This is a genomic window from Niveispirillum sp. SYP-B3756 (assembly GCF_009495745.1).
Taxonomy (GTDB): domain Bacteria; phylum Pseudomonadota; class Alphaproteobacteria; order Azospirillales; family Azospirillaceae; genus Niveispirillum.
The window spans coordinates 60,107-74,124 of sequence record NZ_WIDQ01000003.1 but is presented as its reverse complement, the minus strand read 5'-3'; the positions used below and the strand labels follow the sequence as shown (position 1 = coordinate 74,124).

Genomic DNA, 14,018 nt, shown 5'->3' with positions numbered 1-14,018 from the left:
CCGGCGGTGGGGATTTCGTCTGAGGGAACGGTCTTAGCCAGCCTGCTTAACCCGCATGTACCATTCAACCAACCGGCGAACCTGGCGTTCGGTATAGCCGCGCGCCATCATCCGGTTGACGAATTCGCTGTGCTTCTTCTCCGTGTCGCTGTCTTTCTTCGACCCGAAGCTGATCACCGGCAGCAATTCTTCCACCTGACTGAACATGCGCTTCTCAATGACATCGCGCAACTTCTCATAGCTGGTCCAGGAAGGATTACGCCCGCCATTATTGGCCCGCATCCGCAGGGCAAATTTCATCACCTCGTTGCGAAAATCCTTGGGATTGGCGATGCCGGCGGGCTTTTCGATCTTGGTCAGTTCCTGGTTCAGCAGGTCGCGGTTCATCAGCTGACCGGTATCGGGATCCTTGAAATCCTGATCCTCAATCCAGGCATCGGCATAATCGACGTAACGGTCGAACAGGTTCTGGCCGTAATCGTGATAGCTTTCCAGATAGGCTTTCTGGATTTCGTTGCCGATGAATTCGGCGTAGCGCGGGGCCAGTTCCGCCTTGATGAACTCGATATATTTCTTCTCCGTCTCATCGGGGAACTGCTCCCGTTTGATGGATTGTTCCAGGATATACATCAAGTGGACTGGATCAGCCCCCACCTCTGTATTGTCGTAGTTGAAGGTGCTGGCCAACACCTTGAAGGCAAACCGGGTGGAAATGCCGTTCATGCCTTCATCCACCCCGGCAGCATCCTTATATTCCTGCAGGGTCTTGGCCTTGGGGTCCGTCTCTTTCAGGCTCTCACCATCATAGACGCGCATTTTGCTGAACAGGTTGGAATTGCCATGGTCGCGCAGACGTGACAGCACGGTGAAACGCGCCAGCATTTCCAGCGTTGCCGGCGCGCAGGGGGTCGCCGACAGTTCCGACGTCTTGATCAGCTTTTCATAGATGCGCTGTTCTTCGGTCACACGCAGGCAATAGGGCACCTTGATCACGCAGATACGGTCGATGAACGCCTCATTATTCTTGTTGTTCTTGAAGCTCTGCCATTCCGCCTCATTGCTGTGGGCCATGATGACGCCCTGAAAGGGCAGCGCACCGATATTTTCCGTGCCGATATAATTGCCTTCCTGAGTCGCCGTCAGCAGCGGGTGCAGCATCTTGATCGGTGCCTTGAACATCTCGACAAATTCCAGCATTCCCTGGTTGGCCCGGTTCAGGCCGCCGGAATAGCTGTAGGCGTCGGGATCGTTCTGGCTGTAAAGCTCCAGCTTGCGGATATCGACCTTGCCGACCAGGCTGCTGATATCCTGGTTATTTTCGTCGCCCGGCTCCGTCTTGGCGATGCCGGTCTGGCGCAGGCGCGACGGGCGCAGCTTCACCACGCGGAAGCGGCGGATATCACCGTCAAATTCGTCCAGCCGCTTCAGCGCCCAGGGGCTCATCAGCCCGTTCAGGCGGCGGCGGGGTATGCCGAACCGTTCTTCCAGCACCGGTCCCATCTTGGCGGGGTCGAACAGGCCCAAGGGGCTTTCAAAGACCGGGCTGATCTGGTCGCCGGCCTTCAGCACATAGATGGGCTGCTCCTCCATCAGCGCCTTCAGCCGTTCGGCCAGCGAGGATTTGCCACCGCCGACCGGGCCCAGCAGATAGAGGATCTGCTTGCGTTCCTCCAACCCCTGGGCCGCATGGCGGAAGAAGCCGACGATACGCTCAATCGTCTCCTCCATGCCAAAGAACTCGGTGAAGGCCGGATAGACTTTGATCGTTCGGTTCATGAAAATGCGGGCTAGCCGCGCATCCTTGGCCGTATCGATCACCTCCGGTTCGCCGATGGCGGCCAGTAAGCGTTCCGCAGCGCTGGCATAGCGCAGCGGTTCGTCGCGGCAACCCTCCATAAACTCGGACAGCGACATCTCGATATCGCGGCGGCTCTCATAGGTGCTGGCGTAGCTGGCGAACAGGTCCGTGACCAAGCTCATGAGCACTCTCCTTCATCGGCAACCGGTCCGGCCATCGGGTATGAGGCCGGGTATTGCTGGACCGGTGGCGGTTCCAACAGGGGGCGAAGCGGGGGCTGGCAGCGGCGGCGCCCGGGCAAACGCGGACGACCCTTATGGCAATTCGTGGAAGGGAGGTGGATGGCGGCACGCCACCCGTTCGTGCCGCCCGTCAAGCCCGCAATCGCCATTCCGGCGGAAATCCGCCGGCCCGGTACGACAGCCCTGGCCCTCTGGAAGCACATCACCGCATGTCCCTTCGTCACGCTGTGAAAACTTCTGTACCTGACTCAGATTGTTGACTGCCCCTATCGAAGCAAGGGGCAGCAGGCTTTATTAAGGATAATCTTCAGCAACCGGAAAGCAGGCGGCCGAACACATGGCCGTCATCACGCTTGTTCCCTAACCAAACCATCATCCCGGTGCCCATGGTGGCACACCTGCGGAATGGTTCAATACTTCCGGCACCGGTTCGATTCTCGTCAAACCCGGCCGGCACGCTGGGCAGCCCCAGACAAGGGGCGGTTCCACCCATGCATGATGAAAGAATGGCCCCAAGCCGGGCAAAAGGTAAAGGGATGATACCCCATACTGATGATCGCCTTTCGGGAAACCGCTCTTCATCAATCCTTAACAGCCAGCGTTAACCAGCCAATTGTTCAAATCAAGGCAGGCAGGGCGATCGCCCTCTTCCCGATCAGGGTGATATGGCTGCGAATCGACCCCAACGGACGGCCCACCCCCTTTACCCCCTTACAAGAGAAAGCGGCCTTGCGTTCTTCGCCGTTGCAACATACAGGCGGAAGGATTGTTCTGTCGATGAAGGGTGCCATGCTTGCCGATCAACAGCTTCGCTTCCCCGGTTCTCTGACCAGCGGTTTTCGCGGGTGCAAGGGAAAGTGGCGGCCGTGGGTCGACCCGGCAGCCCTTCGGTAAAAACACGCTTGTACGGTGGATGGAATGAGCAGCGCGGAATTTGAGAAGAGCTTCGATACGGCCTGCCGCGAGCATGGCCTGGACCCGGCAAACACAAACATGTTTACGCTGGAATGCGTACGCCAGGGCCTGGACCCGAACAAGGCCCGGGCCTTCGATCTGGACAAGAACCCCACGCCGCTGTGGGCCAGCTTCCGCAAGCTGAAGACCGCCAGCTGAAGCGCGATTTTCTGGCAAACGCCCCGCTGGGGCGGTGACCTTGGAAAGGGTCGCCTGAAAAGGCGGCCCCTTTTCACATTTTGATCTCTACCAAAAGTATTTCCTATACAACCGGCTATATTTTTGGCGTCATGGTTTTGGTTCATTATCGTTCGCCGCCCATACGCCTGCCCTCTGTGCATCGTGATTTCGTCTGAAATCACCTGTCGCGCGGGATGGACGGGTTAATGGCGCTCAACATTTCGGCAATATCCGGAACTGGCAAGGATGCGTGGCACTTTGGCCAAATCACTGGCAGCACGGCAGGCGGCACGGGCTGTGCTGGCCGCCTGCCTGATCGGCCTGTCGCTGTCAATATTGGAAGTGGCCTGGGCCACCTGGCGCGAACGCGGCAAAGCAGCGGAACTGTCCAGCCAGATGCTGGATCTGCTGGAAGGCGGTGCCGCCACGGCGGCCTGGAATGTGGATGAAGGGCTGGCCGAACAGATTGGCCTTTCTGCCCTGTCCATCGGCGCCATTGACGGGCTGGAAATCCTGCTGACACCGGAACAGCCGCTGTGGCAGCGCTTTCGCCACAAAGGGGCGGAACAGGACGGCATCAATCCGATGGGCCGGCTGGTTTTTGACGATCTGCGGGTCAGCGACCGGTTGCTGTACCGCCCGCAAGCCGATGGCCATAGCAGGCCGCCCATTGGCGTGCTGCGTATCCATTTCGACATGAGCCGGTTGTCCGCCGATTATATCGCCTTCGTAACGTCTACCCTGCTGAGCGGACTGTTGCGCAACCTGTTGCTGGGGCTGGCCCTGACCCTGGTCTTTCACCGTTTCCTGACCCGCCCCCTGCTGGCGCTGGAACAGCATATTGCCGCGTTGGACAGTGGGGGCCGTGGCTATAAACGCCTGCCGCTGCCGCCCGGGCATGAGCAGGACGAGTTGGGACGGCTGACACAGCGGATCAATGAGACCTTGGAAAGACTGGACAATTCCCAGGACCAGTTGCGCCAGCTGGCAACGCGCGACCCGCTGACAGGCCTGCCCAACCGGGCATTGCTGCAAGAACGGCTGGACCATGCCCTGTCACGCGCCCGGCGGGGTGCTGGCGGCATTGCCGTGCTTTTCCTGGATCTGGACCGGTTCAAGACCATCAATGACAGTCTGGGCCACGAGGCTGGCGATAAATTGCTGCGGGCCGCCGCCCAACGGCTGTCCCACATGCTGCGGGGGTCCGACACGGTCGGCCGCCTGGGCGGGGACGAATTTCTGGTGATCGTGGAAGAGGTGCGGGAACCGAAAGAGGCGATCCAGGTGGCCGACCGTATCCTGATGGCGATCGCCAAACCGCTGGAAATTGACAGCGAGCAACTTCAGATCAGCGCCTCCATCGGCATCGGCATCTGGCCCGGCGACGGGGAGGATGCTGCCTGCCTCCTGCGCTCCGCTGACATTGCCATGTATGCTGCCAAAGCCGCCGGCGGCGCTGGCTGGCGGATGTTCTCCGCCGAAATGTCGGAGAAGGCGATCAACCGGTTGCAGACTGAAGCCCGTTTGCGGGCCGCTGAACTGCGGGAAGAATTCGTGCTGTTCTATCAGCCGAAGGTGAGTCCGCATGATCTGTCGCTGCTGGGGGCAGAAGCTTTGTTACGCTGGCGTACCGAAAGAGGTTTCATCTCGCCAGCTGAGTTCATTCCGGTGGCGGAAGAAACCGGCTTGATCATTCCGATTGGGGAATGGGTGCTGCGTGAGGCCTGCCGTCAGGCCTCACAGTGGCGCCAGCGCCATGGCGATCTGAATATGGCGGTGAATGTCAGCCCACGTCAGTTGGCCGACAGCGGCTTTGCCGACAAGGTGCGCACCGCCCTTGCCCTCAGCGGCCTGCCCCCTGCCCTGCTGACGCTTGAGATCACCGAAACAGCGGCGATGAATCAGGCCAGCGGTGATTTCGTCACCCTGCACAGGTTGCGGGAGATCGGGGTTGGCATCGCCATGGATGATTTCGGCACCGGCTATTCCTCCCTCTCCTATCTGCGCCGTATCCCGCTGACAGAATTGAAGATCGACCGCACTTTGATGGCCACCGTTCCGGGCGATGCCGCCATCGCCGCCACCATTCTGGAACTGGGGCTGCGGCTGGGGCTGGAAATTGTGGCGGAGGGGGTGGAAACCGAAGAACAGCGGGCCTGGTTGAGTGCCATGAACTGCCAGACCCTGCAGGGTTTTCTGGTCTCCCCGCCTGTGCCCGCCAGTACTTTCGAACCCCGTTTCCTGGCGGACCGGGTGAAAGCCGTCGGATAGCGGGGAGGTCACCCCGATACGGCACTGACCGGCCGGATGCCCAGGGCGGTGGTCAGCACCATCTCCTCCGCCCGGTCCAGATCGACCGGCAACAGGCTGCGTTCCCCCGCCCCCCAGGCTTTCAGCAAGGCCGCCCGCATGGTACCGGGCAAGGCACCGTCAGTGACGGGCGGTGTCAGCCAATGGCCATCCAGGCGAACGAACAGGTTGGCGGCACTGGCCTCCGCCACCTGTCCCCGGCTGTTCAACAAAATAGCATCATCGGCCCCACGCGCCTGCGCCTCATTCCGGGCGACGATGCTGTCCAGGTAGTTCAACGTTTTCAGACGCGACAGGGGCGAATGTTCATTGCGGCAGGTTCGGGTGGCGATGATCAGCCGTGCCGGCGGCAAATCACCCGGCAAGGGCCCCACCGTCAGCAGCAGGGTGGGGGCCAAGGTTGCCGAGCGCGGCAGGCCACGCGGGGCCGGGCCTGCGGTCAATGTCAGGCGCACCGCCGCATCAGGCAGACCGTTGGCCCCGGCAATGCCCGCCACCGCATCGGCCAGCACATTGTCGGCCAGTGGCACGCTGAGCCCCAGAAAATCCGCTCCCGACCGCAATCGCTGAAAATGCGCCTCCAGCCGCAGCGGGGCACCTGCCTTCACGGCGATTGTTTCAAACAGCCCGTCCCCCAGGGTCAGCCCCCGGTCACTGGCCAACAGAGCCGGCTTGTCCGCCGGCAGAAATTCGCCGTTCAGCCAGATGCTGCTCATGCCGCCTCCCCCGCATTCCTGTTCCCCAGCGCGGCCAGCCCGCTGGCGGGCGGCCAGACCATGCCGGGATCAAGGGCGGTCAGCAGGGCACGCGCCTTGGTCAGGCTTTCCTGATATTCCGCTTCCGGGTCGCTATCGGCCACAATGCCGCCGCCGGCCTGCACCTGGATCAGATCGCCCGCCACGGCAGCCGTGCGGATGATGATGGAACTATCCATCGCCCCATCCCAGCCAATCCAGGCAACCGAGCCGCAATAGGCACCGCGCCGCGCCGGCTCCAGCTCATGAATGATCTCCATGGCGCGGATTTTCGGCGCTCCGGTGATGGAACCACCGGGAAAGGCAGCCCGCAACAGGTCAATCGGCCCCAGGCCCGGCCGCAGCTGAGCCGTCACCACAGAGGTCAGGTGATGGACAGTGCGATAGCTTTCCAGCCCCCACAGGCTGGGCACGGCGACACTGCCGATTTCCGCTACGCGCGACAGGTCATTGCGCAGCAGATCGACAATCATCAGGTTTTCCGCCCGGTCCTTTTCACTGGCCATCAGTTCAGCGGCCAATGCCGCATCCTGTACCGGGTCGGCATGGCGCGGGCGGGTGCCCTTGATGGGCCGCGTCTCCATGCGGCCCCCGGCATCCAGCGCCAGGAACCGTTCCGGCGACCCGGACGCCACGGCCCGGCCCCGGCCCAGATTAAGGAAGGCCGAAAACGGGGCCGCCGTACGCGGCCGCAGCGCACAATAGGCATCCCAGGCACCGGCCCCCGGTACCAGACGCCCCAGGAAGCGCTGGGTCATGTTCGCCTGATAGATGTCACCCGCGGCGATATAATCCAGAATCCGGGCAATGGCGGCGCGATAGGTGGCCGGGGCGAATTCCGCCTGCCAGCCGGGAGGTTGCAGGATCGGCCCCGGCAGCGGCGTCACGGCAGGGGCCGCCAGCAGCCGGTCGCGCAGCCCTTCCGCCAGCGCACGGGCCATGGCAGGCCGGCGCGCGGCATCCGTTTCCCGCTCCCCGCCCGAAACCACCCAGGCCTGCCCGCTCTGGTGATCAAACAGGGCCACCGTATCATAAAGCCCGAAGGCCATATCCGGCAGGTCCAGGCCCCGGCTGCGTGGCACTGGCAGCCGTTCCAGCCAGCCCCCCAACTCGTACCCCAGCAGGCCGACGGCACCGCCCTGGAAAGGCGGCAGACCAGCCACAGCACGGCGTTGAAACGGGTGCAGCAGCTCTTCCAGCGCGGTGAAAGGGTCCGCCGTCAATGCCTGCCCATCACAGTGCACCAGCCGTCCCGTCGCCTCCAGCCAGGCGAAGGGATCGGCGGCGATCACGCTGTGACGCGCCCGCCCCTGGTCCGCCGCACCGCCATCCAGCAGCATGGCCCCATCCTGCCCCGCCAGGGCGGCGAAAGCGGCGGCCGGGTCAAGCGGCGGCAGGGGCAGGATGGTGGGCGAGGTCGCGGCATTCATGGGCGGACGATAATCGGCCGCGCCCTGGCGGACAATAAAGATCCGGGAATGATGCTTGTGGCTGCCCGGTTGCGTAACCAATTGGTTTCATCGCTGGCGGCGAACGACGCGCCCGTCTACTCTGTTACGCAGGGCGCAGTTTCATTCCCGTTTTTCCCCAAGCCATTGGATGAGGTTCATGCGTATCATCGTCCGCGTTTTCGCCATTCTGGGTCTGCTGGGTGTGCTGGTTACCGGCCTGCTCATCGGGCTCGCTATCCATTTCTCCAACCGCGCGCCCACCCTGCCCGGCAATATCGTGCTGGAACTGGACCTGGAAAAGCCGCTGGCGGAGGCCCCGCCTAACGATCCGGTCTCAGGCCTGATCGGGGAACGCCGCGCCACCTTGAGCCAGGTGATTATGGCACTCAACAATGCCGCCAAGGATGGAAGGGTGAAGGGCATCATTGCCCGCACCGGCAGCCCGGCCTTCCCCTTCGCCCAGTCGCAGGAATTGCGCGACGCCATCGCCGCCTTCCGCAAGACCGGGCGTTTCGCCATCGTCCATGCCGAAAGCTTCGGTGAAACGGGCAATGGGATGCAGCCTTATTATCTGGCCAGCGCCTTTGAGCAGATCTGGCTGCAGCCCATGGGCGATCTGGGCATCACCGGGATGCAGGCGGAACTGACCTTCTTCCGCGGCACGCTGGACAAGCTGCAGGTGCAGCCGGAATTCCGTAAACGCGAGGAATATAAGACCTTCGCCGAGCAATATACAGAGACCGAACCCTCGGCCGCCAACCGCGAATCCACCGATGCGCTGGTGGGTGACCTTTACGAACAATGGGTGGCAGGCGTGGCCGCTGATCGCGGGCTGGCGCTGGATGCCGTGCGTCAGGCGGTGGACAATGCCCCCCTGCTGGACAAGGCCGCCCTGGAGGCCAAGCTGGTCGACCGGCTGGCCTATTGGGATGAGGCGGTGGCCTGGGCCCTGCTGAAGGCCAGCGGCCAGGTGCCGCCCCCGGCCGACCAGCCGCTGAAGGCCCCCAAGGGCGACGGCGTGGCCCAACTGGTGTCGGTGCTGGATTATGCCAAGATTGCCGGCGCGGCCAACAAGGTCAAGCTGCCCACTGACAATAACCCCATGGTGGCAGTGATCGTGGGTGAAGGCGCTATCATGCGCGGGGAGTCCAATGTCGACCCGCTGTCCGGATCGCAAAGCTTTGGCGCCACCACCATCGCCGCCGCCTTTGACGAGGCGATTGAGAATGAGCAGGTGAAGGCAATCCTGTTCCGCGTCAACAGCCCCGGCGGCAGCGCCGTGGCGTCCGAAGTGGTGCGCCGCAAGGTGCTGCAGGCCAAGGCCGCCGGTAAGCCGGTCATTGTCTCCATGGGGGCCGTTGCTGCGTCCGGGGGCTATTGGGTGTCGATGGGGGCGGACAAGATCGTCGCCCAGCCGGCCACCATCACCGGCTCCATCGGCGTGGTTGCCGGCAAGATGGTGACCAAGGGCCTGACTGACATGGTAGGCGTCAGCTTTGCCCCGTTCAGCCGCGGGGCCAATGCCGGCATGTGGTCGTCCAATGCGCCTTTCAGCCCGGAACAAGATGCCAAGCTGAACAGCTTCCTGGATGCCACATATGGCGCCTTCACCAGCGGTGTGGCTGAAGGGCGCAAGCTGCCGCTGGAAAAGGTGCGGGAAATTGCCAAAGGCCGCGTCTATACCGGACGGCAGGCCAAGGAACTGGGGCTGGTGGATGCACTGGGCGGCTATCAGGTGGCGATCAAGCTGGTGCGCGAGGCGCTGGGCGTGAGCGAGGATCAGCGCCTGTTCCTGATCAATTACCCGGCCCAGCGCAGCCCATGGGAAATGGTGATGAAGCTGATGTCGGGTGAGATCAGCGTGGGCGACCTGCGTGCCGCCGTCAGCGCCCGCATGGCCGCCGATGCGCTGGCCGATGTGCGGCCCGTGCTGTCCCCCCTGCTGCCCATCCTGCGCAGCGGGGAAGAGAACACCATCATGATGCCAGCCATGGCGACGCAGGGGCTGTAAATACTCACGCGCGTTGATCAGAACCTATAGGTTCTGATCAACGTCCTCAAACGCCGGCGCCAACATCCGTTGGATTGGCTTCACACGGCATTTGCCGCACGGGAGCAGTCACCACTGAACCAAGCTGCAATGGGTTGAACTCATTGCAGCTTGGTATAACTCCCCTGATCACGGCACAGGAAAAAGGGCGGCCCCGGCGACGGGTTCGCCCTTTTTAACAGCTTCAATCGTTAACTGCCTTGTTGGGCCATCTGCTCATCCCTGCGACGCTGCTTTTCCTGTTGGGCATTATAGATGCCGGCAGCAATGATCCCTATGGCCACAATCGCCACCACAATGGTGGCCAGCGCATTGACCTTGGGGCTGAGGCCCAGGCGTACGCTGGAAAACACGATCTGCGGCAAGGTGGTGGAACCGGGGCCGGAGACGAAGCTGGTAATCACCAGATCATCCAGAGACAGGGTGAAAGCCAGCAACCAGCCGGAAACAATGGCCGGTGCGATCAGCGGCAGGGTGATGACGAAAAACACCTTGGCCGGCCGGGCGCCCAAATCCATGGCCGCTTCCTCCAGGCTGGCATCCATCGACACCAGCCGCGACTGCACCACCACCGTGACAAAAGACATGGTGAAGGTGATATGGGCCAGGATGATGGTCAGCATCCCGCGGCCTTCCGGCCAACCGAACATCTGCTCCATGCTGACAAACAGCAGCAGCATAGCCAAACCCATGATCACTTCCGGCATTACCAACGGCGCCGACACCATGCCGGAGAAAAAGGCGCGTCCCTTGAACATGCCGAACCGCGCCAGCATCATCCCGGCCATTGTACCCAACACCACGGCGAAGCTGGCGGAAATGAAGGCAACCCGTATGGACAGCCAAGCCGCCGACAGCAATTGATCGTCCCGCAGTAATTCCCCATACCAGCGGAAAGAAAACTCGCTCCACACCGAAACGGATCGGTTGTCATTGAACGACAGCACGATCAGCAGGGCTATCGGGATGTAAAGAAACAGCAGACCCGTCAGCAGGCCAGCCCGCAAGAACCAGGATTTCGGCATTATGGATGCCCCCCCTGTTTGCCCTGCACATTCTGGAACAGCATGATCGGGACCACAAGAAACAGCAGCAACGCCACCGCGACAGCAGAGGCCAGCGGCCAGTCACGGTTATTGAAAAATTCTGTCCACAAGGTGCGGCCGATCATCAGCGTATCCGGCCCCCCCAGCAACTCGGGAATAACGAACTCACCCATCGCCGGAATGAAAACCAGCAAAGCACCGGCAATCATGCCGGGCACAGATAAAGGCAGCGTAATGGTCAGGAAGGCTTTCCAAGGCGGACAGCCAAGATCTGCCGCTGCCTCCAACAGGGTATTGTCAAGCCGCTCGAGTGTCGAATAGAGCGGCAGGATCATGAAAGGCAGATAGGAATAGGTAATACCGATGTAAGTCGCCGTCGGCGTGTATAGAATCTGCAAAGGCTGATCGATAATGCCCAACCACATCAGCACATTGTTAAGCACACCATTATTGGACAGAATGCCGATCCAGGCATAAACGCGGATCAGGAAACTGGTCCAGAAGGGCAGGATGATCAACATCAACAGCGGTGCCCGCCATTTCGGATCAGCCTTAGCGATGGCATAGGCGACCGGATAGCCCAATACCAGACAGCAGAGAGTGGAAATAAAAGCGATCTTCACGCTGTTCAGGTAGGCGATGATGTAGAGATCATCCGTAACCATGCTGTGGAAATTATAGAAGGTTACGGTGATCTGGTATTTCAGCTCTTCCGTCATCTCCACCAAAGCGGTGAAAGGCGGGATCGCCATCTGGCTTTCAGCCAGAGCGATCTTCAGCACAATAAGAAACGGAATCAGGAAGAACAGCAGCAGCCAAGCGTAGGGTACCGCCATCACCAACGCCCGGCCGGACAGGCCAAAGCGCTGCAAAAGGCCCAGGAAACCGGTATGCCGCATTTCGCTCTGGGTGATCTCCGCCATGCGAGGGCCCTCCGCTCAGCTGGTCAGCACACTGCCGGCGAAGGGTCGCCAGCTAAGATAAACCCGGTCTTCCCATGTGATGGGCATTTCCGTGCGACGCGTCACCATAGGAGCCGTTACCCGCACGCGTTTGCCGGTGTCCAATTCGATCTCATAGATGGAGACATCGCCCAGATAGGCGATTTCCTTCACTGTCCCCATCGCCTGATTGCGCCCGCCCTCGGTGGCTGGTCCCTCCTTGGTGATGGCTATCTTCTCCGGCCGCACGGCGACCCAGCACTCCGTACCCGGCGCAACGTGACCCGGATGACTGACATAAAGGTCGCAATCGGCCTCATCAGAGCGGATCAGCGAATGATCCGGCTCCGATTCCATGATACGGCCATGGAACATATTGACCGAACCGATGAACTCCGCCGTGAAGCGGCTGTTGGGATACTCATAGATTTCCGTCGGCGTGCCGATCTGGGCAATGTAACCCCTATTCATCACCGCGATGCGGGACGACATCGTCATCGCCTCTTCCTGGTCATGGGTAACCACGATGAAGGTGATGCCCACCTTTTCCTGGATGTTCACCAGTTCGAACTGAGTCTGCTCACGCAGTTTCTTGTCCAGGGCACCCAGCGGCTCGTCCAGCAGCAGCAGCTTGGGCCGCTTCACCAGCGCGCGGGCCAGAGCCACGCGCTGGCGCTGGCCGCCGGACAGCTGGTGTGGCTTGCGTTTACCAAACTGGGAAAGTTGAACAAGGTTCAACGCATCAGCCACCCGCTCCTTGATCTCCGCCTTGCCCACCTTATCCTGATGCAGACCGAAGGCGATGTTGCTTTCGACCGTCATATGGGGAAACAGCGCGTAGGATTGGAACATCATGTTCACTGGCCGCTCATAAGGCGGCACGTTGGACATATCGATTCCATCAATGAAAATCTTGCCTTCGGTCGGGCGTTCGAACCCCGCAAGCATACGCAGCAATGTCGTCTTGCCTGACCCCGACCCCCCCAGCAAGGAGAAGAACTCCCCCCGATAGATCGAGAGGGACACGTCATCCACAGCGGTGAAGTCACCGAATTTTTTTGTGACTTTCTCAATGCGGACATAAGGCTTCTCATCCGGATCCCGCCAAGGTTCCAACCTCGTCTGAGTCCGTGAGGGCTGCGCAGTGGCCATGTTTTGACTCTGTCCCTGTTCGGTTAACGGGGAAGGAAATGGACTGAGGAATTAAGGCTTGCCGAAGCAGGAACGAGTTTACACAGGTTGCGTTGCGAAACCATAGCGCCGCTACATGCTTCAGCAAAATTTGTGCATTGCCTTACAGGAAGCACGCCCCTTCCCGCTATCAGGAAGAGGGCGTTAACTTACTGAAATAACTCGACGCAAACGCCGTACCATGACGTCGATCATATTCAATCAAAAGGCGCAGCGATAAATCAAACGATTGGTAACAATTATGGACAATGGAAGCAGCCGCCAACAAATGGCGATCCGTATAATCATCCAACTTAGTAAAATCACGAACAAAAATACCATCAGCCCAAACCTGCTGACTCATTCCACTATAAACCAACCCATCAACAACCATGGGCTGCAAAACCCGACTATTGATTGGGAAAAATCGGTGAAAAATGAACCCTTGGGAACGCAAAAACATTTCAACTTCGCTGAACAGCGGCTGCCCTTTGTACAATGGCAGGAACTCAACTTCCGTCTGAATCACGCTGACCGTCCGTAGACGCTCCACCGCGTTACGCAGCACCATGAGTTCACCACCCTGGATATCGATCTTGATCATATCGATCCCTTCAGTGATGGCGATATCATCAAGCCGAACGGTTTCCACCTCCTCCTCGGCCAGCACCTCCCCCCATGCGGGGAAACCATGAAACAGCCCCAGAATGGCAGGATCTGGTGCAAGCAAGGAGGTCATGCCTGGAGCGCGGCAAATCCGCAATGTGTGACGGTCACCATCCCCAACCGCGTTGGGAAGATAGGTCTCGTAAGGCCCCTTAAGTTCGTTCAAGGTGCTCAGTGCTGCGGGGTTGGGCTCAAAACCAACGACCTCCGCCTCCCCCTTTTGCAACATGCTCATATAAGGGGGACGACCGTCGATCGGATTGGCACCGATATCAACAACCTTAATCCGAAGGTCGATGCCAGCCAGTTCATTAAAAGTGCCTGTCGCCTGCATTGTCTTCCTCCGGACAAGGTGTCGCAAGCTTCCTGGGTGCCAGAGCCTGAAAACCAAAGCAAGCACAACTGAAAAATATAACTAATTCGGCAGGAGGCGATCATCATGACGCCTCCTGTCA

At 60.4% G+C, this 14,018-nt stretch carries 12 protein-coding genes; 5 read left to right on the top strand and 7 right to left on the bottom strand.

What is annotated here, in order from left to right; genetic code table 11:
- Nucleotides 1–33: 33 nt before the first annotated feature.
- Nucleotides 34–1,980, bottom strand: a complete 1,947-nt coding sequence (locus GE253_RS07375) for a PrkA family serine protein kinase (RefSeq protein ID WP_153203505.1) — start codon at nt 1,978–1,980, stop codon at nt 34–36.
- A 159-nt stretch (nt 1,981–2,139) separates the two neighbouring features.
- Between GE253_RS07375 and GE253_RS26490 the strand changes: the two genes are divergently transcribed.
- The 4 genes from GE253_RS26490 to GE253_RS07360 all read left to right on the top strand — a co-directional run bounded on the left by GE253_RS26490 (nt 2,140) and on the right by GE253_RS07360 (nt 5,445).
- Nucleotides 2,140–2,271, top strand: a complete 132-nt coding sequence (locus tag GE253_RS26490; protein WP_282183195.1) for a hypothetical protein — start codon at nt 2,140–2,142, stop codon at nt 2,269–2,271.
- Between the two features lie 321 nt (nt 2,272–2,592).
- Nucleotides 2,593–2,934 carry a hypothetical protein gene (locus GE253_RS07370; RefSeq protein WP_153203504.1) on the top strand — a complete coding sequence of 114 codons (342 nt, stop codon included), beginning with the start codon at nt 2,593–2,595 and terminating at the stop codon, nt 2,932–2,934.
- A gap of 24 nt (nt 2,935–2,958) precedes the next feature.
- A complete protein-coding gene (locus tag GE253_RS07365) occupies nt 2,959–3,153 on the top strand; it encodes a hypothetical protein (RefSeq protein ID WP_153203503.1) in 195 nt (64 codons plus the stop codon).
- A 267-nt stretch (nt 3,154–3,420) separates the two neighbouring features.
- Nucleotides 3,421–5,445 carry an EAL domain-containing protein gene (locus GE253_RS07360; RefSeq protein WP_153203502.1) on the top strand — a complete coding sequence of 675 codons (2,025 nt, stop codon included), beginning with the start codon at nt 3,421–3,423 and terminating at the stop codon, nt 5,443–5,445.
- An 8-nt stretch (nt 5,446–5,453) separates the two neighbouring features.
- On the opposite strand, the gene GE253_RS07355 is transcribed toward GE253_RS07360, so the two are convergent.
- On the bottom strand, nt 5,454–6,200 hold the full coding sequence (locus tag GE253_RS07355) for an aminotransferase class IV (protein ID WP_153203501.1): 747 nt from the start codon (nt 6,198–6,200) through the stop codon (nt 5,454–5,456).
- On the bottom strand, nt 6,197–7,669 hold the full coding sequence (gene pabB, locus GE253_RS07350) for an aminodeoxychorismate synthase component I (RefSeq protein ID WP_153203500.1): 1,473 nt from the start codon (nt 7,667–7,669) through the stop codon (nt 6,197–6,199). The genes GE253_RS07355 and pabB overlap by 4 nt, the downstream gene beginning before the upstream one ends.
- Nucleotides 7,670–7,847: 178 nt before the next feature.
- On the opposite strand from pabB, the gene sppA reads away from it, so the two are divergent.
- The gene (sppA, locus tag GE253_RS07345) at nt 7,848–9,701 is read left to right on the top strand and encodes a signal peptide peptidase SppA (protein ID WP_173012543.1); all 1,854 of its coding nucleotides are present in this window, start codon (nt 7,848–7,850) and stop codon (nt 9,699–9,701) included.
- A gap of 230 nt (nt 9,702–9,931) precedes the next feature.
- On the opposite strand, the gene GE253_RS07340 is transcribed toward sppA, so the two are convergent.
- The 4 genes from GE253_RS07340 to GE253_RS07325 all read right to left on the bottom strand — a co-directional run bounded on the left by GE253_RS07340 (nt 9,932) and on the right by GE253_RS07325 (nt 13,897).
- Nucleotides 9,932–10,765, bottom strand: coding sequence for an ABC transporter permease subunit (locus tag GE253_RS07340; RefSeq protein ID WP_153203498.1), 834 nt, complete (start codon nt 10,763–10,765; stop codon nt 9,932–9,934).
- On the bottom strand, nt 10,765–11,709 hold the full coding sequence (locus tag GE253_RS07335) for an ABC transporter permease subunit (protein WP_153203497.1): 945 nt from the start codon (nt 11,707–11,709) through the stop codon (nt 10,765–10,767). The genes GE253_RS07340 and GE253_RS07335 overlap by 1 nt, the downstream gene beginning before the upstream one ends.
- A gap of 15 nt (nt 11,710–11,724) precedes the next feature.
- Nucleotides 11,725–12,879, bottom strand: a complete 1,155-nt coding sequence (potA, locus tag GE253_RS07330) for a polyamine ABC transporter ATP-binding protein (RefSeq protein WP_153203496.1) — start codon at nt 12,877–12,879, stop codon at nt 11,725–11,727.
- Nucleotides 12,880–13,048: 169 nt separating this feature from the next.
- A complete protein-coding gene (locus GE253_RS07325; protein ID WP_153203495.1) occupies nt 13,049–13,897 on the bottom strand; it encodes an FkbM family methyltransferase in 849 nt (282 codons plus the stop codon).
- Nucleotides 13,898–14,018 lie beyond the last annotated feature (121 nt).

Excerpts from the sequence above, each read along its gene's own strand:
- GE253_RS07375 (WP_153203505.1), bottom strand. The coding sequence starts at position 1,980 with ATGAGCTTGGTCACGGACCTGTTCGCCAGCTACGCCAGCACCTATGAG.
- GE253_RS26490 (WP_282183195.1), top strand. The coding sequence starts at position 2,140 with ATGGCGGCACGCCACCCGTTCGTGCCGCCCGTCAAGCCCGCAATCGCC.
- GE253_RS07370 (WP_153203504.1), top strand. The coding sequence starts at position 2,593 with ATGATCGCCTTTCGGGAAACCGCTCTTCATCAATCCTTAACAGCCAGC.
- GE253_RS07365 (WP_153203503.1), top strand. The coding sequence starts at position 2,959 with ATGAGCAGCGCGGAATTTGAGAAGAGCTTCGATACGGCCTGCCGCGAG.
- GE253_RS07360 (WP_153203502.1), top strand. The coding sequence starts at position 3,421 with ATGCGTGGCACTTTGGCCAAATCACTGGCAGCACGGCAGGCGGCACGG.
- GE253_RS07355 (WP_153203501.1), bottom strand. The coding sequence starts at position 6,200 with ATGAGCAGCATCTGGCTGAACGGCGAATTTCTGCCGGCGGACAAGCCG.
- pabB (WP_153203500.1), bottom strand. The coding sequence starts at position 7,669 with ATGAATGCCGCGACCTCGCCCACCATCCTGCCCCTGCCGCCGCTTGAC.
- sppA (WP_173012543.1), top strand. The coding sequence starts at position 7,848 with ATGCGTATCATCGTCCGCGTTTTCGCCATTCTGGGTCTGCTGGGTGTG.
- GE253_RS07340 (WP_153203498.1), bottom strand. The coding sequence starts at position 10,765 with ATGCCGAAATCCTGGTTCTTGCGGGCTGGCCTGCTGACGGGTCTGCTG.
- GE253_RS07335 (WP_153203497.1), bottom strand. The coding sequence starts at position 11,709 with ATGGCGGAGATCACCCAGAGCGAAATGCGGCATACCGGTTTCCTGGGC.
- potA (WP_153203496.1), bottom strand. The coding sequence starts at position 12,879 with ATGGCCACTGCGCAGCCCTCACGGACTCAGACGAGGTTGGAACCTTGG.
- GE253_RS07325 (WP_153203495.1), bottom strand. The coding sequence starts at position 13,897 with ATGCAGGCGACAGGCACTTTTAATGAACTGGCTGGCATCGACCTTCGG.